The organism is Pseudomonas sp. TE3911 (assembly GCF_054062775.1).
This window is the reverse complement of record NZ_JBSSFP010000001.1, coordinates 4,299,899-4,320,802: the sequence shown is the minus strand read 5'-3', so window position 1 is coordinate 4,320,802 and position 20,904 is coordinate 4,299,899. Positions and strand designations below refer to the sequence as shown.

Annotated in this window: 20 protein-coding genes; 11 read left to right on the top strand and 9 right to left on the bottom strand. The window is 62.3% G+C overall.

Annotated elements, in window-relative coordinates; genetic code table 11:
- Nucleotides 1–18: 18 nt before the first annotated feature.
- Nucleotides 19–1,284, top strand: a complete 1,266-nt coding sequence (locus tag ACVWXD_RS19600) for a CynX/NimT family MFS transporter (protein WP_122680334.1) — start codon at nucleotides 19–21, stop codon at nucleotides 1,282–1,284.
- Here ACVWXD_RS19600 and ACVWXD_RS19595 read toward each other — a convergent pair.
- From ACVWXD_RS19595 to ACVWXD_RS19560, 8 genes are all read right to left on the bottom strand, one after another.
- On the bottom strand, nucleotides 1,281–1,928 hold the full coding sequence (locus tag ACVWXD_RS19595) for a DUF1120 domain-containing protein (protein ID WP_122680333.1): 648 nt from the start codon (nucleotides 1,926–1,928) through the stop codon (nucleotides 1,281–1,283). The two genes, ACVWXD_RS19600 and ACVWXD_RS19595, sit on opposite strands and share 4 nt — an antisense overlap.
- 17 nt (nucleotides 1,929–1,945) lie before the next feature.
- Entirely contained in the window at nucleotides 1,946–3,064 is a 1,119-nt protein-coding gene (locus ACVWXD_RS19590) for a DUF1120 domain-containing protein (protein WP_447095890.1), read from the bottom strand.
- Nucleotides 3,065–3,067: 3 nt separating this feature from the next.
- Nucleotides 3,068–5,515 (bottom strand): fimbria/pilus outer membrane usher protein, encoded by a 2,448-nt coding sequence (locus ACVWXD_RS19585; protein WP_457371264.1) that lies wholly within the window; start codon nucleotides 5,513–5,515, stop codon nucleotides 3,068–3,070.
- An 83-nt stretch (nucleotides 5,516–5,598) separates the two neighbouring features.
- On the bottom strand, nucleotides 5,599–6,294 hold the full coding sequence (locus ACVWXD_RS19580) for a fimbria/pilus chaperone family protein (RefSeq protein WP_032886386.1): 696 nt from the start codon (nucleotides 6,292–6,294) through the stop codon (nucleotides 5,599–5,601).
- Nucleotides 6,295–6,322: 28 nt separating this feature from the next.
- Nucleotides 6,323–6,946: a DUF1120 domain-containing protein gene (locus tag ACVWXD_RS19575; protein WP_181642813.1), complete on the bottom strand. Its 624-nt coding sequence runs from the start codon at nucleotides 6,944–6,946 to the stop codon at nucleotides 6,323–6,325.
- 69 nt (nucleotides 6,947–7,015) lie between these two features.
- On the bottom strand, nucleotides 7,016–7,636 hold the full coding sequence (locus ACVWXD_RS19570) for a DUF1120 domain-containing protein (protein ID WP_401382149.1): 621 nt from the start codon (nucleotides 7,634–7,636) through the stop codon (nucleotides 7,016–7,018).
- A 30-nt stretch (nucleotides 7,637–7,666) separates the two neighbouring features.
- Complete coding sequence (locus ACVWXD_RS19565) at nucleotides 7,667–8,281, bottom strand: DUF1120 domain-containing protein (protein WP_457371263.1); 615 nt, start codon at nucleotides 8,279–8,281, stop codon at nucleotides 7,667–7,669.
- Between the two features lie 44 nt (nucleotides 8,282–8,325).
- The gene (locus tag ACVWXD_RS19560; protein ID WP_095183895.1) at nucleotides 8,326–8,949 is read right to left on the bottom strand and encodes a DUF1120 domain-containing protein; all 624 of its coding nucleotides are present in this window, start codon (nucleotides 8,947–8,949) and stop codon (nucleotides 8,326–8,328) included.
- Between the two features lie 521 nt (nucleotides 8,950–9,470).
- On the opposite strand from ACVWXD_RS19560, the gene ACVWXD_RS19555 reads away from it, so the two are divergent.
- The 7 genes from ACVWXD_RS19555 to dacB all read left to right on the top strand — a co-directional run bounded on the left by ACVWXD_RS19555 (nucleotide 9,471) and on the right by dacB (nucleotide 16,774).
- Nucleotides 9,471–9,827, top strand: coding sequence for a hypothetical protein (locus tag ACVWXD_RS19555; RefSeq protein WP_260368202.1), 357 nt, complete (start codon nucleotides 9,471–9,473; stop codon nucleotides 9,825–9,827).
- 206 nt (nucleotides 9,828–10,033) lie between these two features.
- On the top strand, nucleotides 10,034–10,669 hold the full coding sequence (locus ACVWXD_RS19550) for a response regulator transcription factor (RefSeq protein WP_032886391.1): 636 nt from the start codon (nucleotides 10,034–10,036) through the stop codon (nucleotides 10,667–10,669).
- 96 nt (nucleotides 10,670–10,765) lie between these two features.
- On the top strand, nucleotides 10,766–11,236 hold the full coding sequence (locus tag ACVWXD_RS19545; protein ID WP_032886392.1) for a nuclear transport factor 2 family protein: 471 nt from the start codon (nucleotides 10,766–10,768) through the stop codon (nucleotides 11,234–11,236).
- Nucleotides 11,237–11,272: 36 nt separating this feature from the next.
- The gene (locus ACVWXD_RS19540; protein WP_032886393.1) at nucleotides 11,273–11,548 is read left to right on the top strand and encodes a GIY-YIG nuclease family protein; all 276 of its coding nucleotides are present in this window, start codon (nucleotides 11,273–11,275) and stop codon (nucleotides 11,546–11,548) included.
- Nucleotides 11,549–11,624: 76 nt separating this feature from the next.
- Nucleotides 11,625–12,560 (top strand): glutathione S-transferase family protein, encoded by a 936-nt coding sequence (locus ACVWXD_RS19535; protein WP_032886394.1) that lies wholly within the window; start codon nucleotides 11,625–11,627, stop codon nucleotides 12,558–12,560.
- A gap of 108 nt (nucleotides 12,561–12,668) precedes the next feature.
- The gene (locus ACVWXD_RS19530) at nucleotides 12,669–15,086 is read left to right on the top strand and encodes a TonB-dependent siderophore receptor (protein ID WP_457371262.1); all 2,418 of its coding nucleotides are present in this window, start codon (nucleotides 12,669–12,671) and stop codon (nucleotides 15,084–15,086) included.
- 242 nt (nucleotides 15,087–15,328) lie between these two features.
- Nucleotides 15,329–16,774, top strand: coding sequence for a D-alanyl-D-alanine carboxypeptidase/D-alanyl-D-alanine endopeptidase (gene dacB / locus ACVWXD_RS19525; protein ID WP_457371261.1), 1,446 nt, complete (start codon nucleotides 15,329–15,331; stop codon nucleotides 16,772–16,774).
- 1 nt (nucleotide 16,775) lies between these two features.
- On the opposite strand, the gene ACVWXD_RS19520 is transcribed toward dacB, so the two are convergent.
- Nucleotides 16,776–17,555 (bottom strand): IclR family transcriptional regulator, encoded by a 780-nt coding sequence (locus ACVWXD_RS19520; RefSeq protein WP_032886396.1) that lies wholly within the window; start codon nucleotides 17,553–17,555, stop codon nucleotides 16,776–16,778.
- 120 nt (nucleotides 17,556–17,675) lie between these two features.
- Here ACVWXD_RS19520 and hmgA point away from each other — a divergent pair, with 120 nt between their 5' ends.
- Genes hmgA through maiA form a run of 3 tightly spaced genes read left to right on the top strand, consistent with a single transcriptional unit; the run spans nucleotide 17,676 to nucleotide 20,897 of the window.
- Nucleotides 17,676–18,959, top strand: a complete 1,284-nt coding sequence (hmgA, locus tag ACVWXD_RS19515) for a homogentisate 1,2-dioxygenase (RefSeq protein WP_457371260.1) — start codon at nucleotides 17,676–17,678, stop codon at nucleotides 18,957–18,959.
- 3 nt (nucleotides 18,960–18,962) lie between these two features.
- Nucleotides 18,963–20,249 (top strand): fumarylacetoacetase, encoded by a 1,287-nt coding sequence (gene fahA, locus ACVWXD_RS19510; RefSeq protein ID WP_260368206.1) that lies wholly within the window; start codon nucleotides 18,963–18,965, stop codon nucleotides 20,247–20,249.
- A gap of 12 nt (nucleotides 20,250–20,261) precedes the next feature.
- Nucleotides 20,262–20,897: a maleylacetoacetate isomerase gene (maiA, locus tag ACVWXD_RS19505; protein WP_095183901.1), complete on the top strand. Its 636-nt coding sequence runs from the start codon at nucleotides 20,262–20,264 to the stop codon at nucleotides 20,895–20,897.
- Nucleotides 20,898–20,904: the final 7 nt, after the last annotated feature.

Genomic DNA, 20,904 nt, shown 5'->3' with positions numbered 1-20,904 from the left:
TCGGCGCCCAGTTGATCCATGAACCTTGAAGCCAAACGCACGACTGAACTTGAAGAACTGTTGATCGACGCCGAAGCAGACGACGACATCGTGCAGCAGGCGCCCGCGCCGCTGAACCGCCCTTGGTTGTTGCTGCTAGGCCTGGTCCTGGTGGCGTTGAACCTGCGTCCGGCGCTGTCGAGCATGGCGCCGGTGCTCGGTGAAGTGTCCAGCAGCCTGGGCTTGTCAGCCGCCAGGGCCGGTCTGCTGACCACCTTGCCAGTGTTGTGCCTGGGGCTCTTCGCGCCCCTGGCGCCGATCCTGGCGCGGCGTTTTGGCGCCGAGCGCGTGGTGCTGGGAATTCTGTTGACCCTGGCGGCGGGCATCCTGCTACGCAGTTCGTTCGGTGAAGTGGGCCTGTTCGCCGGCAGCCTGATTGCCGGCGCAAGCATTGGGATTATCGGCGTGTTGTTGCCGGGCATCGTCAAGCGTGATTTCGCTCGACAGGCCGGCGCCATGACCGGCGTGTACACCATGGCGCTGTGCCTGGGCGCGGCGCTGGCGGCAGGCGCAACGGTGCCGTTGAGTCATTACTTCGGCGACAGTTGGCCGATAGGCCTGGGCTTCTGGATCTTGCCGGCGCTGATGGCGGCCGTGTTCTGGTTGCCCCAGGTCGGGCATAAACAGGGCGCGCATCAGGTGGCTTACCGGGTCAAGGGCTTGCTGCGTGACCCACTGGCCTGGCAGGTGACCTTGTACATGGGCCTGCAATCGTCCCTGGCGTACATCGTGTTTGGCTGGCTGCCGTCGATCCTGATCGGTCGTGGCCTGAGCGCCACCGAGGCCGGGTTGGCGCTGTCTGGCTCGATCATTGTGCAATTGGTCAGTTCGCTGGCCGCGCCGTGGCTGGCCACCCGGGGCAAGGACCAGCGCCTGGCGATTGTGGTGGTGATGCTGCTGACCCTCGGCGGGCTGTTCGGTTGCCTCTATGCACCGCTCGATGGCTTGTGGGGCTGGGCGATTTTGCTTGGGCTGGGGCAGGGCGGCACGTTCAGCCTGGCGTTGACCCTGATCGTGCTGCGTTCCCCTGATGCCCACGTGGCGGCCAACCTGTCGAGTATGGCCCAGGGCTTCGGTTACACCCTGGCCTCGCTCGGCCCATTGGCCGTGGGCCTGGTGCATGACTGGACCGGCGGCTGGTCGGCCATTGGCTGGATCTTCGCGGTGCTTGGTGTCGGTGCGATCGCCGCGGGCCTTGGCGCCGGGCGGGCGCGGTATGTGCAGGTGACCAGCGAGAAAATCTAGAGGTACACCACCTCCAGCGTGGCGAGGCCGTCGAGCGCGATGTCGCGGCTCAGGTCGAGGTTTTGCGTGGCGTTGATCACGGTCTCGACCTGCACCGTGCTGGTCAATTCTTGAATCGCCGAAGGGCCGGCCGTGCTGCCGGCGATGTCCGTGAACCCAAGGTAGCTCTTGGCGCCGATGTTGATCGGGTTGAGGTTGGCAGTGCGCCAGGCCAGGCCACCGGTGGTGGACTCGGTGCCATACACCAGCGTGCTGCCGTCGACGATGGTCTGGCGCGGGTCGAAGGCCATCGAGTACAGACCGATGCGGTTACCGCTATGGTCCAAGCCCAGGCCGTAGTAAATCTCGCTGTTGACCATCGCCGAACCGTCACGATTGTCCCGCATGCGCAAGGCGAAGCGGTTCGCGCCGTTGCAGGCAATCCTGACTTGCAACGGCTTGATGGGCAGACGCGTGCCCTTGTCCACGTTGAGGTCCTGACGGGAGATCTTGCCGTAGTCGATGACTGCACCGTTGGACAGCAGCGGCGTACAGGCGGTGGGCGTGAGACGGCCTGTGACCGCCAGATCCACCTGCGAGGCCGCCTGAACGGCGGTGCCTGCGGCCAGCAGCAGGGAAAGAAGGGCGATGTTGTGCGTTTTCATGAGGCTGATCCCTTGGGTTACAGGTAAATGATTTCGAGGGTGCCGGCGCCGTTGATGTGCACCATGTTGCGCAAGTCCAGCGATTCCATCGGCGCCAGGTAGGCCTTGATGCGCAGCGTGCCGGAGAGGTTCTGGATCGGCACCGGCCCCAACGTGCTGGCGGTGCGGTCGGTAAAGCCCATTAGGCTGTTGGCGGCGATGGGGATTTGGCGCGGGCTGGAGCTGCTCCACGCCGCCCCGCCACTGGTGGAGTCGGTGCGATACAGCGGGCCGAGGGCATCAGCGCTGAACTCGGCCGGGTCGATGTTCACGTAGTAGCGCCCGATCTTGTTGTGGCTGTAGTCCACGTCCAGGCCGTAGGCAGTTTCATCGGTGCCGCCGGTGGCGGAACCGTTGCGGTTGTCATGCATCTTCAGGGCGAAGGGCGTGGCGGCGTCGCAGCTCACGGAAAACTGCAAGGTCCGCGTGGGCAGCGGCGTTTCACTGGTGGCGCTCAAGTCCTTGGCCAGCAGCCTGCCGTAATTCACCAGCCCGCCATTAGACAATAGCGGCACGCACGCCACAGGGGCGAAGTGCGCTTGCAGGGTCAGCTCTCGCTCGCTTTGCGGGTGGGAGACGCGGCCGGTCACTTCCCAAGTGGTCGCGTCCCGCACGCGTGTGGCGGCAGCATCGGCCCAGGCGCTCACGCTCAGTTGCAGCGTGAAATGCTTGCCGGTCAGCGGTGTGCCGTTGAGCATCGGGGCGATCCCGTGCCCCGGCCGCCAGCCGAGTGCGGCGCCGGTGGCCACGGGCGGCTGACCGTTGGCGGGCAGCAACCCTAGGTTGACCGCCTGGCCATCCAGCATTCCGTCGCTGACCTGTATGGCGTAGCTGCCGTGCTCGGTGAATTGCAGGCGCTCGGCACTTGCGGCGACAGCGCGATAGAACAGGCTCATGTCGCCGGGTTGCGCGCAGTTGAGTGTCAGGCTCAGACGGCGCTCGCCGAGTAGACGCTGGGGGGCGTTGTCGTGCTGCGCGGCGCGGTTCATCGAGCCGAAATCCAGGCGCGCCTCGCTGAGGTTTAACTGGCATTCATCCGCGGCCAGGGCGCAGTTGGACACTATCAGCAGCAGGCAGGCAACTCTCAGGATGGGCATCGGTCATTCTCCAGGGGTATGGCAGCGGGCGTCGGCGGTTTCGAAATACACCGTGGGGTCGGGCTTGGTCGGCAGGTCGAAGCGCAGTTCACAGCGCCCGATGTCGGCGTTGCTGACCCACAGCGTGGTGTGCTCCAGCACGTTGGGCAGGAACACCTGGCTTCCATCCTGGACCAGGGTGATGAACTCGCCCTCGGCCGTGCTTACCACCGCGCCGCGCGGCAGCGGTTGGCCCTGATCAGTGCGTGCGGTGAGCAGCAACCGACGGGTGAGCGCCACGCCGAACTCGACGCGATCCACCGCACCGCGCCCGGCCGAAATCATCGCCAGGCCGTTGTTGATGTCGGCATTGCGCGGTAGCGAACGGGTCTGCACTTCGACCGGACTGCGGCCATAGGCGTTGACCTGGGACACCACCGCTTGCCCCTGCCAGTCGGTCCAGACCGGGCCGCTGGGGGTGCTGAGTTTGATGCCGCTCATGTCGCCCACAGACACCAGTGCGAACGTGTCGCGCACGGGATACGGCGAGAAGGTCAGACCGCTGCCATGGGCCACCACGGCGCCGCGAGCGCCGCCTTGGTAGCTTGAACGTTCACTGTCGCTGCGGCTGTAGCTCAGGTCCAACTGGCTGTAGCGGGGCAGGGTGGACACGCCGACGGTGGTCTCGACCTGGCGGTCGCGGGTGTCGTATTCGGCGCTGACGCGGTAGCTGAGTTGATCGTCGATCTGCTCGTTGAGCCCGACTCCCGAGCGATGCTCGCCTCCCGAATTGCGCACCCACGCGCGGCCCCGGCGACGCTCGCCGAGGGGCAGGCTGAGGTTCAGGTACACCGCGTTGTCCTGCTGTTGGCGACCGCCCATCTGCCATTCGGCGCTGGCGGACAGCGATACGCCGCCCACACTGGTGCCCCACGAGGCCAGGGCACGGCTGCTGGTCTCGTCGTCAAAATTGCTGGAGCGCGACACCCCGGCGCTGAACGCCCCTAGCGATGGGTGCGACCAGCCGAGTGTGACGCTTTGCTGGTCGCGGTAACGTGAGCGGCGATAGTGGTCGGGTTGGGTGTCGTAAGTGGTTTCTTCCAGATCGCGATAGCCCGGCGTGCGCCAGGAGTTGGCCGCGCTGAATGACCATTGCTCACCCAGGCGCTGGGACCATGCGAGGTCGGTCTGCATGCCTTGGGCCTTGTCGTGGGACTGCGCATCGGAGAACTGGCTGGCCAGTTGCACTTGGCTGTCGAGCCCTGGCAGCCAGGCCAGGCTTGCGCCCACGCCGCGATATTCGCTGGCCGCGAGCAGGCCGCCGCCCACCGAGACTTGCGGGTGCACGGCGCCGTTCCAGCCGGCGCTGACAACCCAGGGGTCATCGCCTTTGGCGTCTCCTATATTGCGTACGCGACCTGCGCCCACCGAATAACCGGCTGCCGGCAGGCCCAGGCCAAGCATCGCTGCCGGCACGGTAAAACGGCGCTCCTCGCCGGTGCTTTCCCGAACAGTCACTTCGACGTCCGAGCGGGTGTTCAAGCGCCGCACATCGCGCAAGGCGAACGGGCCGGCGGGGACTACCGTTGAGTGGATTAACGCGCCGTTCTGCCGCACTTCGACCTGCGCCGGGCTGTTGGCGATGCCCTCGATGGTCGCACCTTGCTCCTGGTCCAGCAGTGCCTGCTCGGTGAACACCTGCACGCCATTGATCTGCGCCCCGGACAGCACCGGGTTGTAGAGGCTGATCTGCCCGGCTTGCAGCACCGCCTGATGCTGGGCGAAGGTGCGCTGGGCGTAGGCTTCCAGGTGGGTACTGCGCGACAGGCCGTCCTGCCAGGTCTGCACCTGGCGGCTGCGCACGATCCAGTCGCCGGCGTTGAAGCCAACTTCGGTATTGGCCGAGCCGAAGCGGTTGGTGTCATCGCCCAACTGATTGTAGAAACCGCTCAGGTCATAGTTGAGCAAGGCCGCGATGCCGCCGGCTTGATACCCCGAGACATCCTGTTTCAGCGGTCGCAGGGCCTCGGTCGGCACCACCAGCGACACCGTCAGGGTGGCCGGGTCGGGTTCGATCAGGCTCTGGGGAAATTGGGCGAGAAAGTCGTGGCATTTGCCGCTGTCGTCCGGGATCACCAGGTTGGCGGCGTCCAGTAACGTGCGGTCGAAACACAGGGAACCCTGTTGATCGAAACGGGCTTGCAGACGACCACGGTTTTGGCCGTTGACCCGCAGCGTCACCGCGTGTTTGCCAGCGGTAAAGCGCGGAGCTTCCAGCAGCAGGCTGGCCAGTTGCGGATCAATGCCGCGCTGGCTCAGGGTCTTGGAATCGAAACCGGAATCGGCATCGGCCCAGGTCACTTCAGGGAGCAGGGCGCAAGTTAACAGCCACGCCGGCAGGGCAAGGTGGGTGGGTGCGGCGGGCACGGCTTTGCCGTCACGATCATTCACGACTGTTTTCACCAAAGGCATTAAGTGTTGGACGTCTGTGCGTCGCGGTGACGGTCATTGCGCCGTCACTTCGTATTTACAGGCGCGAGCGTCTGTTTTTTTCGTTAGAGCACGGTGATAGGGGCTTCGTAGGCGGCCACCGCGAAGCCATAGAGGGTGGCCGGTTGCAGCCGGACAGTTTGGGCGCCGGTGCCGGTTACCGGTACACGCAATCGCTCGCCCGGCAACACGTAGGTGCGCGGCAGCATCGCCTTGCCGTTACCCGGAAGCAGGCTCAGTTCCTGGGCCAGTCGCACCACATACGGCGTGTCATTACTGACCTGCAATTGGTTGTTCTCAAGGGCCCAGGTCAAACCGGTCCAGGGCGTGCGATTGGGCGCCAGCCCTTCGGGATGAATGATCACCGGCAGGTTCTGACGCACGGTCACGCCGACGCGGGCATGCCCTGCTTTGGTGGCGGCTCGGCCGGTGGGCATGCCTTCGAAAATCACCCGTTTGAGCCGCTGCGTCATCAGCGGCTGCTGCGCCTGCAAAATGAAACGCACCAGTTGCGATTTGCCGGGGTCGACGCGCGCCAGCGGGGGAGTGACCACCAACAACGGCTCTGTGTCTTCCGGAATGTTTTCGAGGGTGACGTGCAGCAGGGCCAGTTGGCTGTCGGTGTTAGTCACCGAAACACTGGCCTCGCCCTCGCTTTCATGCACGATCACCACGGAGGTGTCGGGGACCATTCCGTCGGCCCGGGCATTCAGGCTGAACAGAAGTGTCAGGGCCGCGATGTTCAAAAGTAACGTCGTCATGACGGGGTTCCATTGGGCAAAAGAAGAATCAGAAGTAGCGCAGATCCAGGACGATCGACCCGTCCAAGGGCACCTCTTGATCCAGGGTCAGGTAGTTTGAAAAGTTGATGGACGTTTCTACGTGCAATTGGGCGTCCAGTTGGCGGATGAAGTCCGGCTGACGGTCACCCGATAGCGCGAAACCGGCATAGGCCTTTGGCTCGGCGTCGGGCCGCGCGGCCCAGGTTTCACCGCCATCGGTGGACACCAGCACCTGCATGGGCTGCCCATCGCCCACCGGGTTGCGATAGAAAAGCGCCACACTGCCCATGCGCTCATCGGGGGCATGAATATTTCGACCCAGGCCGAAAACATCCGGCGTCAGTGCTGATTCCGCGCGATTGTCGATGCCCGCCAGCGCAAACAGCATGGGCCGCGCGCATTGCACGGAGAGTTCCAGTAGCTGGCTTGGCAGCACGGTGAATTCATCGCTGTTGAGGGTATGCGTGGGAATCTTGCCGTGGTCGACAATGCCTTCTTCCGACAGCTCGACGTGGCAGGCGTCCGGGGTGAGCCTGCCGGTCACCGTGACGTCGACTATCGATGCTGCGCTTGTCGGTGCGGCGAAGGTCAGTGTGAGCAGGACGGCAAAAAGATTGGGCTGCAGGTTCATGGGGATCACTGGCTGGAGGACGGTGGCCGTACGTAAAGGCGACCATGCCTGGGCATGGTCGCCCTGGCGTTACAGGTACTTCACTTCCAGGGTGGCCGAACCATCCAGGGTGACCTCGTTGGTCAGGTCCAGGCCGTCGGTGCGGGCGATCGAGGTGTTCACCTGCAGGTCAGCCACCAATTCCGTGGCGGGTACTGGCGTCGAGGTGTCACTTGTGGCTGCCACCGACATGTAGAGGCCTGGGTCCCAGAACCTTTCTTCGTACCACGTCTTGCCGCCATCACCGGAGGCGATGGTTTTCACTGGGGCGCCGTCGGCGATGGCGTTCTGCAGAATCAGCGTGAACCACCCCAGTTTTTGCGTGCCGTTGATCAGGCCCAGGCCGAACAGCGTGCTCATCAGTGCCGATTCTTTCCGGTTATCGATTGAGTTCAGGGCAAACGTGGTCGGACCATCACAATTCACTTCGATAATCAGGGTGTGCGTGCCGATGAGCGTTGGGTTGTTCGGGCGCAGGTCCTTGGCGGAGATTTTGCCGTGATCGATGATGCCGCCGCCGGATAGGCTGGGCGTGCAGGCACTGGGAACGATCAGGCCCTTGACCGCCAGGTCGACGGTGGAGGCTGCGAAGGCGGTCGCGCCGGTCACCAGCATCACGCTGGCTGCGACGGTACTGAGCAGGGTTTTCATGGCGAACTGATTCCTTTCGATAATGGGTAATTACAGGTACTTGAGTTGGATGGTGGCGTGACCGTCGATGGGGACTTCGTCCAACAGGGTCAAGCGTTCCGAAGGGGCAACGTGGGTATACAGACGGATCTCGGCGTCAAACTCCTGGGCGGCGATGGGCGTCTCTTCACCGCTTTTCGCAATCGTGGTCAGCCACAGGTGATTCAATTCATTGGCGGGTCTCCAGGTGACGCCGCCATCCTCTGAATTAATCATGCGTACCGCGACGCCATCCGCAACGGGGGTGTAAAGGTGAAAGCTTGCCCAACCGATTTTTTCGTCATTGGGCGTCATCCCCAAGCCATGCCACCGATCATGGTTGGCCGACGTGCCGGCGCGGTTATCGATGGTGTTGAGGGTGAAAAAAGTGGGGCCTTCACAGCGCACACTTACATGCATGCTTTGGTTGGGCAGGGAGGTGTGCTGGTCGGCATTGAGCGACTTTGCCGACATTTTTCCGAAGTCGACCATGCCGCCATCGGAAATCAGCGGCGCGCAGGCGCTGGGCGTAATCGTGCCGCTCACGCTGAGGTCGGTATTGCTGGAGGCAAACACGACGGGAGTGAACAGCAATAGCAGCGCAGTGCGAGTGGCACATAGGTTCATAGGGCAATCACCATTGAGCGGGGTGGAAGGACGTTGGGTGGGCGTTACAGGTACTTCACTTCAAAGGTCGCCGAACCATCCAACTGCACCTCGTTGGTGAGTGTTAGAGATTTGGCCGGCGCGATGGCGGTGTTGAGCACCACTTCCACACTCATGTCTTGCAATGGGTGCGGCAGCCAGCCGTTGGTAGCGTCGAAGCTACCCAGTGCGATCAAGGCGTTAGGCACGACCGCATCGTCGTCATACAGCTCTCCCCAGCGACCTTCGCCGCGCGTACTCAGCAAGGTTGAGGCTACGTCAGCCACTGGGTTGCGCATGGTCAGGAAATACCTGCCCAGTTTCTCGGTGTCGTTGATCAGGCCCAGGCCAAAAGCACTGTTTTGGGTAGAGGAACCGGTGCGGTTGTCGAAGGGCGTGATGGCAAACAGTGTCGAACCCTCGCAACTGACCGACAGTTTTATGGTTTGGTCAGGAAGCCGGGTTTGGACGTCGGCATTCAGGTCTTTGGCTGAGATCTTTCCGAAATCGACAGCTCCCGGCAGGCTGGGCGTACAGGCGCTGGGCGTGATTACGCCCGTTACTGTCATGTCCACGCTGCTGGCGGCAAACGTCGGCAGCGCATTGGCGAGCAGCAGGACAGAGCTCAACAGGGTCAGGGATTTGTTCATTTCAATACATTCCACTACAGGGCTGGCTGATAAAGGCGCGCACACCGCATCGTCCGATCTTTCAAGGAGGACGGTGATCAGGGCGGCTGGTTGTGTTTGATTGGGCTCGCCGGTGGCAGCAAGTCCATTCCCTCTTTGCGGGGTGACGGCAATTTAGCTGCCGGGTGGGGGCGGGGAAATACAACTTTTACGACAATCCTGGCCGGCGTTATTCCTACCTAAGTGCGTGGGAATTAATGATCAAATTTGTAGGAAAGTTAGTGTTTTTCGTAGTTGTTGTATCGCCAGATTCATAGGTAAACCGTTATTTGTCGCTGCTTATTAATGGTCATGTGAGTGTCACGCAAGTGTCGCACGTTGTTCTCGGTTGGCTGTTAAAGCCTTTCACCCACTCACGATGTGTGCCGAGAACCCATGGGCTTGAAAATTAATGTAAGCGCATTGAGGTGAGTCTGGTGACAAGGGTATTTTTTAATCCAGTACCTGTCCTGAAGTTGACACCTTTACTCTCGCCACCGTTGATGGAGGGCCCCGCTGATGGTGCGCGACAGACCGCCTGGCCGACACGCAGCAGCCTGATCGAGATTTTCGGCAGTGATGAGGTGGTGAACCGCGTGCTGGTCAGCCTGATCAATGAAGCACGGGAAGATGACGCTTTGCTTGACCAGGCCCGGGCCAGCGCCGATGCGCCATTGGTGGTAGAGCGCCTGCACCGTCTGGTGGGGAGTCTGGCGTTCGTGGGGGGCGCTGACCTGGAATTGAGTGGCGAGCAACTGATCGCGCATGTCAAAGCCCGAGGCGTCTTGGCCAGTACCCCGCATTTGCAAGCGTTTCAGCGCAACTTGCATGTCTACATCCGTTATCTGAGTCGGTTATGAATAGTGCTGCCTGGAAGTTCGCAAGATGCTGTTCGGATGTGTACTAAGTTTTGGATGTAGGTAATTTCTTTTTATCTTGTAGGCATGAAGTTATTGGCTATCAATTGCTGGGCGCGGTCCGAAACGTGTCGCGTCAGGTAGTTGTTGAGCCGCTTGGACAGGGGTATTTTTGCGCGAATTCATTTTGCCATCATTCGTGGGTATTTATGCTTCGTGTAATTGTTGCCGACGATCATCCCATTGTGCGTATCGGCCAACGTGTGGTGATTGAGGCGGGCGGTAAATGCAAAGTGGTTGGCGAGGCCGATGGGCCCGATGAATTGCTCCGGTTATTGGAGACCGTGGCCTGTGATGTGCTGGTGACCGACTTCGCCATGCCGGGCGGTCAGCAGGCGGACGGTTACGGACTGCTGGGCCTGTTACGCCGCCAGTATCCGGATTTGCCGGTGATCCTGGTCACGATGTTTGCCAATGTCGCGACGCTGCGTGCGTCGTTCGCCCATGGCGCGCGGGCGATCGTCGCCAAGAGCGCGTCGGCCCGGGAGCTGCCGGTTGCGATCAGCACCGTGATCAAAGGCCAGACCTTCGCCAGTGAATGCCTGCGCGCGCAGATGGAGGAGGCAGGCACGGGGGATCAGTCGCAACAGCCGCAATTGTCGAGCAAGGAACGCGAAGTGGTGCGCATGCTCGCCAGCGGCATGACCGTCAGCCAGATCGCGGCGCGGGTCAATCGCAGTATTTCCACGATCAGTAAACAGAAAAGCACGGCCATGAGCCGGCTGTGCATTTCCACCGACGTCGACCTGTTCGCCTACGCCCGCAGTTGCGGCATGGTGCCCTAAGGTTTGGGCCGTCATCACCTGTGCAAATGCCGATAGAGTTTTGCCGGTGCGCAGACTATCTTGAGCGGCCTACAACCCCAGGTTTGGAAGCTGCCCATGAGTGATGCCCACAACGCCTTGATTACTGAGTTTTACAGCGCCTTCCAGCGCCTGGACGCCGAGGCCATGGCCGCCTGCTACACCGACGACGTTGTGTTCAGCGACCCGGCCTTCGGCGAATTGCGCGGCCGTGATGCGGGCGACATGTGGCGCATGCTGACCACGCGGGCCAAGGATTTCTCCCTGACGTTCGACCATGTACGCAGCGATGACACCACCGGCAGTGCGCATTGGGTGGCGACTTACCTGTTCAGTGCCACCGGCAACACCGTGGTCAACGATATCGGCGCGCGGTTCGTGTTCCGCGACGGCAAGATCTGTGAGCACCACGACCACTTCGACCTGTGGCGCTGGTCGCGCCAGGCGTTGGGCATCAAGGGCCTGTTGCTGGGCTGGTCGCCGGCCTTGAAAAATGCCGTCCGCGCCCAGGCACGCAAAGGCCTCAAGGCATTTCAGGCCGGGCGTTGATAAGATTGGCGCTCCTCTGGCTTGCCGACATGACCTGTGACTGATCTTCCTCCACCCAAGCCCTGGTTCGTCTACCTGGTGCGCGCCGCCAATGGCTCGCTGTATTGCGGCATCAGCAATGATCCGCTGCGCCGCTTCGCCACGCACCAGAGCGGCAAGGGCGCGCGGTTCTTCCTGTCCAGCCCGGCCGTGGCGCTGGTATACACCGAGCAATGCGCAAGCAAGGGCGAGGCGCTGCGCCAGGAGCGGTTGATCAAGAAGCTGAAGAAGAGTGCCAAGGAGTGTTTGGCGGCGCAGGGCTCATTGATCTGACTGATGGGTTCCCATCACGCCGCCATAGCCCGTTGCGCGCTAAGCTGCGGGTTCATTTTTCCAAGTGGACCCCGGCATGTCTGAACTCATCCTGCACCACTACCCAACCTCCCCATTCGCGGAAAAAGCTCGGCTGCTGCTGGGTTTCAAAGGTTTGTCCTGGCATTCGGTGCATATCTCGCCGGTGATGCCCAAGCCGGACCTGACGGCCCTCACCGGCGGCTATCGCAAAACCCCAGTGCTGCAAGTGGGCGCCGATATCTATTGCGACACCGCCTTGATTGCCCGTCGCCTTGAGCAGGAAAAAGCCGCGCCGGCGCTGTTCCCGCTGGGCCAGGAAATGATCACCCAAACCTTCGCCACTTGGGCCGACAGCGTGGTGTTTGCCCACGCGGTGAGCCTGGTGTTCCAGCCAGAATCGGTGGCGGTGCGTTTTGGCAAGCTGCCACCGGAAGCGATCAAGGCGTTTCTTGCCGACCGCGCCGCGCTGTTCAGTGGCGGCACCGCGAGCAAGCTGCCGACTGAGCTGGCCAAGCACCAATGGCCGGCGATCATGGCGCGGCTGGAGCAGCAACTGCAGCGTGAGTCGGGGGACTTCCTGTTTGGCGAGCCGTCGATTGCCGACTTTGCTATGGCCCATCCGTTGTGGTTCCTCAAGGCCACGCCGGTAACCGCGCCGTTGGTGGACGCGTATCCGGCCGTATCTGCGTGGCTGGGGCGTGTGCTTGGTTTTGGTCACGGCACGTCCAGCCAAATGACTGCCGAGCAGGCGTTGGAGATTGCGCGCGACGCCACACCGGCGCCGCTGCCGGACGAGGTGTTCGAGGACTTGAATGGCTTCAAGGCCGGCCAGCAGGTGACCATCGGCGCCATCGACTACGGCGTCGACCCGGTCGCCGGCGAATTGCTCTTTGCCGGGCGCGAAGAGCTGATCCTGCGCCGCACCGACCCGCGTGGCGGCACCGTGCACGTGCACTTCCCGCGCTTTGGCTTTCGCATTCAGGCGCAATAAGAAAAATATTTGCAAATAAACGTGAGGTAAACCGGTGGCCCATCCGTGTAGTGCTTGAAACTGCGATCTATTCGCATTAACAGCGTTTTCTACACGGGTTCTCACAGCATGAAGTCGACGGCGGGCGGTTTGGTTAAACAGTGGCTGGGAGCCTCGGTATTGGCGGTATCGGGGTTGGCCTTGCTGCCCCTGTGCGTGGCTCAGGCGCAGGAGCAGCAAAGCGCTCAGTTCACGTTTGCCCTGGCTGCCAAACCGCTGCCCCAGGCTCTGAGTGATTTCAGCCGGGTCACCGGAATCAGCGTGATCTACACCGATGAAGCGCCCTACGGCCTCAGCGCCCCGGCCGTGAGCGGGCAGATGAGCGCGACCCAGGCCCTGCAACGCTTGTTGGGCAACTCCGGCTTCACCTTCCGCCAGATCGACGCCCGCACGTTGGCGCTTGAGCCTGTGCCGACCGATGGCGCAGTCAACCTTGGCGCTACCACCATCAGTGGCGTCGGCCAAACCCAGGACAGCACCAGCTACCAGCCGCCACCCACCAGTTCGGTGATGCGCTCCCGTGCCCTGCTGCTGGAAACCCCGCAAACCGTCAACGTGGTGCCGGCCCAAGTGCTGCGCGACCAGACCCCACGCAACCTGGATGACGCCCTGGGCAATATCAGCGGCATCACCCAGGCCAACACCTTGGCCAGCACCCAGGACGCCGTGATGCTGCGCGGCTTTGGCGACAACCGTAACGGCTCGATCATGCGTGACGGCATGCCGGTGGTGCAGGGCCGCGCCTTGAATGCCACGGCGGAGCGTGTCGAAGTGCTCAAGGGCCCGTCGTCGCTGCTGTATGGCATCCAGGATCCGGGCGGCGTGGTGAACATCGTCAGCAAAAAGCCCGAACTGACCCAATCCACTGCCCTGACCGTGCGCGGCTCGACCTTCGGCAACGGCAAAAACGGCAGCGGTGGCGGCCTCGATACCACCGGCCCCATCGGTGACTCGGGCCTGGCCTATCGGCTGATCGTCGATCATGAAGACGAGGACTACTGGCGCAATTTCGGCACCCACCGCGAGACCTTGGTCGCGCCGTCCCTGGCCTGGTACGGCGACAGCACCCAGCTCTTGTTCGCCTACGAACACCGCGAGTTTCTCTCGCCGTTCGACCGTGGCACCGCCATCGACAAGTCCAATCATCCGCTGGACATTCCATCCACCCGGCGCCTGGATGAGCCGTTCAACAACATGGAAGGCCGCTCCGACCTTTACCGCTTCGAAGCCGACCACGACCTGAACGACGACTGGAAAGCCCACTTCGGCTACAGCTGGAATCGCGAAACCTACGACGCCAGCCAAGTGCGCGTCAGCGCGGTGAACACGGATGGAACGCTGACCCGCAAGATGGACGGCACCCAGGGCGCGATCACCACCGACCGCTTCACCACCGTCAGCCTGGAAGGCAAGGTCAATGTGTTCGGCCTGCAGAATGATCTGGTATTCGGCATGGACGATGAGTACCGCAAGGTCTACCGCGCCGACCTGATTCGCCAGGCCTCGCGCACGACGTTCAACTACAACAACCCGGTGTACGGTAACGAAGTCGCGGGCACCACGGTCAGCGCCGCCGACAGCGCCCAGACCGACCTGTTGCGCAGCGACTCGCTGTTCTTCCAGGACGCGATTCATCTCACCGACCAGTGGATTTTTGTCGCGGGCGCGCGCTACCAGATGTACGACCAATACGCCGGCAAAGGCGTGCCGTTCAAGGCCAACACCAATGGCAACGGCCAGGCCTGGGTGCCGCGTGCGGGGCTGGTGTATCGCTACACCGATGAGTTGTCGTTCTACGGCAGCTACACCGAGTCGTTTAAACCCAACTCCACCATCGCCGCCCTGGCCGATGGCAGCACGCTGACCGGTGACCTCACGCCAGAAGAATCCAAGTCGTGGGAGTTGGGCGCCAAGCTCGATATTCCAGGACGCATCACCGCCAGCGCGGCACTGTTCAACATCGACAAGCGCAACGTGCTGGTGTCGGTGGGATCCCTCGCGAACACCATCTACAGCATCGCTGGCCAGGTGCGGTCCCGTGGTCTGGAACTGGATGCCAGCGGCCAGTTGACCGACAAGTGGAGCGTGATCGGCAGCTACGCCTACACCGACGCCGAAGACATCAAGGACAAAGACCCGACCCTGCAAGGCAACCGCCTGCAAAACGTGGCCAAGCACACCGGCTCGCTGTCGGTCGCCTATGACTTCGGCAGCATTTTTGGTGGCGATCAATTGCGCGTGGGCACGGGTGCACGCTACGTCGGCGAACGAGCCGGCGACGCCGCCAACGATTTCGATCTGCCGGGTTACACCGTGGCTGACGCGTTTGCCACCTACGACACCAAGATCGAAGGGCAGAAGGTCAAGTTCCAGCTCAACGTGAAGAACATGTTCGACCGCACCTACTACACCTCCGCGGCCAGCCGGTTGTTTGTGTCCATTGGTGATGCGCGGCAGGTGTCGCTGTCCAGCACGCTGCAATTCTAAAACCTGACGGGCTCCCTATGGCAAGTGTGCTCCTTGTGGTGGGCAGGCTTCCTGTGGTGAGCGGGCTTGCCCCGCGTTGGGCTGCGAAGCAGCCCCAAAACAGACTCTGCGGTGTTCCTGAAAGAACGCGGCGGCATCAGTAAGGGCGGCTTTGCCACCCAGCGCGGGGCAAGCCCGCTCGCCACAAAGGTACGGAGCTGTTAGCGTTGCGGCCATTAATGGCTTTGCGGAACACAGTACTGATGCACTTTGGAAGATGGCTACACCTGCTGTGTCTGAGCGTTTTACTGGGCGGTTGTGCGAGTGTTTCGCCGCCGTCCACGCCTTCAACACTGGATCACCTGCTGGCCGATCCTGTCCTCAACGGCGCCACGGTTTCCGTCATGGTGCGCGACGCCCGCAGTGGCAGCACCCTGTATCAGCACAACCCGCGCACACGCCTGGTTCCCGCGTCCAACCTCAAATTGCTGACCACGGCGGCGGCAATGGATGTGCTGGGGCCCCAGTATCGGTTCTCCACGCAACTGTTGAGCGACGGCCCGCAACAAGGCGAGCGCCTGACCGGTAACCTCTACCTGCGTGGCCTTGGCGACCCGACCACACAGTTTTCCGACTACCAGGCATTGGCCGCCCAACTGGCGAGCCAGGGCGTGCGCCAGGTGCAGGGCGACTTGGTGTTCGACGACACCTGGTTCGACGCCGAGCGCTTGGGCGTTGATTGGGCCCAGGATGACGAAAGCACCTACTACGGTGCGCAGATTTCCGCGCTGACGGTATCGCCCAATACGGATTTTGACGCGGGCACCTTGATCGTCACGGCCAAGGCGTCGGTTATTTCCGGCCAGCCGGTGACTGTTTCTATAAGCCCTCCTACTGATTACGTACAACTCAGCAACCGCGCCATCAGCGGCCCCGGCAACAGCTATGGCATCACTCGTCAGCACGGCACCAACGTGCTGCAACTCACTGGAGCGCTGGCGCCGGGCAAACAAAGCCGGCAGTGGGTCAGTGTGTGGGAGCCGACGCAACTGGTGGCCAATCTGTTCGAGCAGGCATTGGCGCAGCAGGGCATCCAGGTGATGGGGCGCAGGGTGATTGGCGGTGCAAGCCCGGCGACGGCCAGGGTGCTGGCGGAGCATCAGTCGGCACCGTTGCAGGCACTGATCACGCCACTACTCAAACTCTCGAACAACAACATGTCCGAGGCGTTGCTCAAAGCCATGGGGCGCAAGACCGCCAACGCGGGCACAGCGCAGGCGGGTGTGGCAGCGGTAGCGGCGTTTATGAAACGCCAGGGAATGCACCCGTCGACGCTGGTCCAGGTGGACGGCTCGGGCTTGTCGCGGCGTAACCTGGTGTCGTCGCAGAACCTCACGGACCTGCTGCTCGCGACCGCGAAACAACCGTGGTTCGAGGCCTGGTACAACGCCTTGCCAATTGCCGGCAACGCCGACCGTATGACCGGCGGCAGCCTGCGCTATCGCTTGCGCGGCACCGCAGCTGAAAACAACCTGCACGGCAAGACCGGCTCCATGGCCGGCGTGTCATCGTTGAGCGGCTATATCACCGATGCCGAGGGGCGGCGCCTGGTGTTCTCGATGATCAGCAATAACTACGTGAGTGACGCCGCGCCCATTCGCGCGTTGGAGAACCGTGTCGTGCAGGCCCTGACCCAATGGCACGACTAGCTCAGGGTTGATAGCCCATCCGCCAACTCACGGCCTGGGTCGCCGCCAGCAGACGCTGCGCCGCCGGGCCATCTTCGTCGGCGTGGAACAGCGAGGTGGGGCCGACCACGGTCATCACCGCCGCCACGTTCCCGACCGCGTTGAACACCGGCGCTGACAGCGCGTCCACCCCCGGCATCAGCAGGCCATGCACAAAGTGCAGGCCACGGCTGCGGATCTGCTCGCAGGTGGTGGCGTAGGTTTGGTCGTCCGCCAGGGCATGGGCGATACCGGCCTGGATCTCACGCTCGCGCAATTCCACGGTTTCCCGCGTTGGCAGGAACGCGCTGAACACCAGTCCGGTGGACGAACTGAGCAGCGGCAATACCGAGCCCAACTGCGTCACCACCGTAACCGCACGCACCGCCGGTTCGATGTGCACCACGGTCGCGCCCTGGTTGCCCCACACCGCTAAAAAGCAGGTTTCATTCAAGTCGTCGCGCAACTCGGCCAGGGGCATCGCGCCGACTTTCAGCACGTCCATGCTGCCCAGCGCCGCCAAGCCCACCCGCAGCGCTTCGCGGCCCAGGCCATAGTGGTTAGTGGCGGTGTTCTGTTCGGCAAAACCCGACGCGATCAACGCCTGCAGGTAGCGGTGAACTTTGCTTGCCGGCATTTGCACATGTTCGGCCAGGCGCGACAGCGACGTGGCGGGCGACAACTCGGCCAGGGCCTTGAGGATATCGGTGCCCACTTCGGCCGAGCGGACTTTTTGTTTACCGGTGTCGCGAGGCTTTTCCATGGAAGGGCGAGGATCCGAGAGATGAATGGGCGTCTTTATAGCTTGACGGTCGATAGTGATCAAATTACGTTATGCGTAACTCGATTACGATAAAAACAACTTCCGTACAGAGGATGCTCCATGAACCTCGAATACCTTTCGGGCTTCGGCAATGAATTCGCCAGCGAAGCACTTCCCGGCGCATTGCCGGTCGGCCAGAACGCCCCGCAAAAAGCGCCCTACGGGCTGTATACCGAACTGTTCTCCGGCACTGCCTTCACCATGGTGCGCAGCGAAGCCCGCCGCACTTGGCTGTACCGCATCCAGCCGTCGGCCAATCACCCGGCGTTCGTCAAATTGGAACGGCAACTGGCCGGTGGCTCGTTGGGCGCGGTGACGCCCAATCGTCTGCGCTGGAACCCGCTGGATATTCCGAGTGAGTCGACGGACTTCATCGACGGCCTTGTTGGGATGGTGGCTAACTCCGGGTCAGAAAAGCCTTCAGGCATCAGCATCTACACCTACCGTGCCAACCGGTCGATGGAACGCGTGTTCTTCAATGCTGATGGCGAACTGTTGATCGTCCCCGAGCAGGGCCGCTTGCGTGTCGCCACCGAACTCGGTGTGCTGGATGTTGAGCCGCTGGAAATCGTGGTGTTGCCGCGCGGTCTTAAATTCCGCGTCGAACTGCTGGATGCGCACGCACGCGGTTATGTGGCGGAAAACCACGGCGCGCCGCTGCGTCTGCCGGACCTTGGCCCAATTGGCAGCAACGGTCTGGCCAACCCACGCGACTTCCTCACTCCGGTTGCCCACTACGAAGACCTGAAGCAGCCTACAGCCCTGGTTCAGAAATTCCTCGGTGAACTCTGGGCCTGTGAACTCGACCATTCACCGCTGAACGTGGTCGCCTGGCACGGCAACAACGTGCCGTACAAATACGACCTGCGCCACTTTAATACCATCGGCACCGTGAGTTTCGATCACCCGGACCCGTCGATCTTTACCGTGTTGACCTCGCCTACCAGCGTGCACGGTCTGGCCAACCTCGACTTCGTGATCTTCCCGCCACGCTGGATGGTGGCCGAAAACACCTTCCGTCCGCCGTGGTTCCACCGCAACCTGATGAACGAATACATGGGCCTGATCCAGGGCGCCTACGACGCCAAGGCCGAAGGCTTCCTGCCGGGCGGGGCGTCGCTGCACAGTTGCATGAGCGCCCACGGTCCGGACGGCGAGACCTGCACCAAGGCCATCAACGTCGAGTTGGCGCCGCACAAGATCGATAACACCATGGCCTTCATGTTCGAGACCAGCCAAGTGCTGCGTCCCACTCAGTTCGCCCTGGACTGCCCGCAACTACAACCTGCTTATGACGCGTGCTGGGCCTCGCTGCCCAACACCTTCAACCCGAACCGGAGATAACCCATGACTCAGCCCACTTCTACCCGCAGCTGGGTGGCCTGCGCCAACGGACACCGCGACTTTCCACTGCAGAACCTGCCACTGGGCGTGTTCAGCATCAACGGTTCGGCCCCCCGCAGTGGCGTGGCGATTGGCGACTATATTTTCGACCTGCAGGCCGCTTTGGATGCATTTGAAGGTGAGGCACGCCGAGCGGTTGAAGCGACAGCGGGCGGGCAGTTGAACGCGTTTTTCGAACTGGGCCGTGGCCCGCGTGTTGCCCTGCGGGAACGCCTGTTGGAGTTGCTCGGTGAAGGCAGCCCGCTGCAAGCGCGTGAGGCGCAGGTGCTGCACCTTGCCGCCGATTGCCAGATGCAAGTGCCGGCCCGGATCAACGACTACACCGATTTTTATGTAGGCATAGAGCACGCGCAGAACGTCGGCAAGCTGTTCCGCCCCGACAACCCTTTGCTGCCTAACTACAAGTACGTGCCGATCGGTTATCACGGCCGCGCTTCGACCATTCGCGCTTCCGGCGCCGATGTGCGCCGTCCCAAGGGCCAGACCCTGCCCGCTGGCCAGACCGAGCCGACCTTCGGCCCCTGTGCACGGTTGGACTACGAGCTGGAGCTGGGCATCTGGATCGGCCAGGGCAACGCCATGGGCGACTCGATTGCCATCGGCGATGCCGCCGAGCACATCGCCGGCTTCTGCCTGCTCAACGACTGGTCCGCGCGGGACATTCAGGCCTGGGAATACCAGCCGCTGGGGCCGTTCCTGTCGAAAAGCTTCATCACCACGATTTCGCCCTGGGTCGTCACGGCCGAAGCGCTGGAGCCGTTCCGCAAGGCGCAACCCGCTCGTCCCGAGGGCGACCCTCAACCACTGCCGTACTTGCTGGATAAACGTGATCAGGCCGCCGGTGCTCTGGATATCGAACTGGAAGTGCTGCTGACCACCGCTGCCATGCGCGAACAGAAATTGCCGGCCCATCGCCTGGCCCTGAGCAACAGCCTGCATATGTACTGGACCGTCGCGCAGTTGGTGGCACACCACAGCGTCAACGGCTGTCAGTTGCAGGCGGGTGATCTGTTCGGTTCCGGCACTTTGTCCGGCCCTGAGGCCGGGCAGTTCGGCAGCCTCCTGGAGATGACCGAAGGCGGCAAGAAGGTCATCGAATTGCCGTCGGGCGAAGTGCGCAGGTTCCTGGAGGATGGTGATGAAGTCATCCTGCGTGCCCGTTGCACCCGCGAAGGGTTCGCCTCCATCGGCTTCGGCGAATGCCGTGGCACTGTGGTCGCCGCACGTTAAGAGGGCAGGGTGATGGAACTCTATACCTACTATCGTTCCACTTCGTCGTACCGGGTGCGTATCGCTTTGGCCCTCAAGGGCCTGGATTTCACGGCGATACCGGTGAACCTGTTGGCCCCGGCAGGCGGTGCCAATCGTCAGCCGGAGTACCTGGCTATCAACCCGCAAGGCCGTGTGCCGGCCTTGCGCACCGATGACGGCGAGCTGTTGATTCAGTCGCCGGCGATCATCGAGTACCTGGACGAACGTTATCCACAGGCGCCGCTGCTCTCCAAAGACCTGGCCACCCGCGCACACGAGCGCGCGGTGGCGTCGATCATCGGCTGTGATATCCACCCGCTGCACAACTCCAGCACCCAGAACCTGCTGCGCCAATGGGGGCACGATGAGGCCAAGGTGTTGGAGTGGATCGGCCACTGGATCAGCCAGGGGCTGGGCGCGGTGGAACAGTTGATTGGCGATACCGGGTTTTGCTTTGGCGAACAGCCTGGGATGGCGGATGCGTTTCTGATTCCCCAGCTCTATGCGGCGGAGCGCTTCAAGGTGCCGTTGGCGGCTTATCCGCGCATTGGGCGGGTGGCCGGGTTGGCGGCGCAGCATCCGGCGTTTATTCAGGCCCATCCCGCGAATCAACCTGATACCCCGTGATGTTCAG

Bases quoted from the DNA above. Each gene is read 5' to 3' on its own strand.
- ACVWXD_RS19570 (WP_401382149.1), bottom strand. From the start codon at position 7,636: ATGAAAACCCTGCTCAGTACCGTCGCAGCCAGCGTGATGCTGGTGACC.
- fahA (WP_260368206.1), top strand. From the start codon at position 18,963: ATGACTCAGCCCACTTCTACCCGCAGCTGGGTGGCCTGCGCCAACGGA.
- ACVWXD_RS19530 (WP_457371262.1), top strand. From the start codon at position 12,669: ATGAAGTCGACGGCGGGCGGTTTGGTTAAACAGTGGCTGGGAGCCTCG.
- dacB (WP_457371261.1), top strand. From the start codon at position 15,329: ATGCACTTTGGAAGATGGCTACACCTGCTGTGTCTGAGCGTTTTACTG.
- ACVWXD_RS19585 (WP_457371264.1), bottom strand. From the start codon at position 5,515: ATGCCTTTGGTGAAAACAGTCGTGAATGATCGTGACGGCAAAGCCGTG.
- ACVWXD_RS19550 (WP_032886391.1), top strand. From the start codon at position 10,034: ATGCTTCGTGTAATTGTTGCCGACGATCATCCCATTGTGCGTATCGGC.
- ACVWXD_RS19560 (WP_095183895.1), bottom strand. From the start codon at position 8,949: ATGAACAAATCCCTGACCCTGTTGAGCTCTGTCCTGCTGCTCGCCAAT.
- ACVWXD_RS19555 (WP_260368202.1), top strand. From the start codon at position 9,471: ATGGAGGGCCCCGCTGATGGTGCGCGACAGACCGCCTGGCCGACACGC.
- hmgA (WP_457371260.1), top strand. From the start codon at position 17,676: ATGAACCTCGAATACCTTTCGGGCTTCGGCAATGAATTCGCCAGCGAA.
- ACVWXD_RS19520 (WP_032886396.1), bottom strand. From the start codon at position 17,555: ATGGAAAAGCCTCGCGACACCGGTAAACAAAAAGTCCGCTCGGCCGAA.
- ACVWXD_RS19590 (WP_447095890.1), bottom strand. From the start codon at position 3,064: ATGCCCATCCTGAGAGTTGCCTGCCTGCTGCTGATAGTGTCCAACTGC.
- ACVWXD_RS19595 (WP_122680333.1), bottom strand. From the start codon at position 1,928: ATGAAAACGCACAACATCGCCCTTCTTTCCCTGCTGCTGGCCGCAGGC.
- ACVWXD_RS19600 (WP_122680334.1), top strand. From the start codon at position 19: ATGAACCTTGAAGCCAAACGCACGACTGAACTTGAAGAACTGTTGATC.
- ACVWXD_RS19545 (WP_032886392.1), top strand. From the start codon at position 10,766: ATGAGTGATGCCCACAACGCCTTGATTACTGAGTTTTACAGCGCCTTC.
- ACVWXD_RS19535 (WP_032886394.1), top strand. From the start codon at position 11,625: ATGTCTGAACTCATCCTGCACCACTACCCAACCTCCCCATTCGCGGAA.
- maiA (WP_095183901.1), top strand. From the start codon at position 20,262: ATGGAACTCTATACCTACTATCGTTCCACTTCGTCGTACCGGGTGCGT.
- ACVWXD_RS19575 (WP_181642813.1), bottom strand. From the start codon at position 6,946: ATGAACCTGCAGCCCAATCTTTTTGCCGTCCTGCTCACACTGACCTTC.
- ACVWXD_RS19565 (WP_457371263.1), bottom strand. From the start codon at position 8,281: ATGAACCTATGTGCCACTCGCACTGCGCTGCTATTGCTGTTCACTCCC.
- ACVWXD_RS19580 (WP_032886386.1), bottom strand. From the start codon at position 6,294: ATGACGACGTTACTTTTGAACATCGCGGCCCTGACACTTCTGTTCAGC.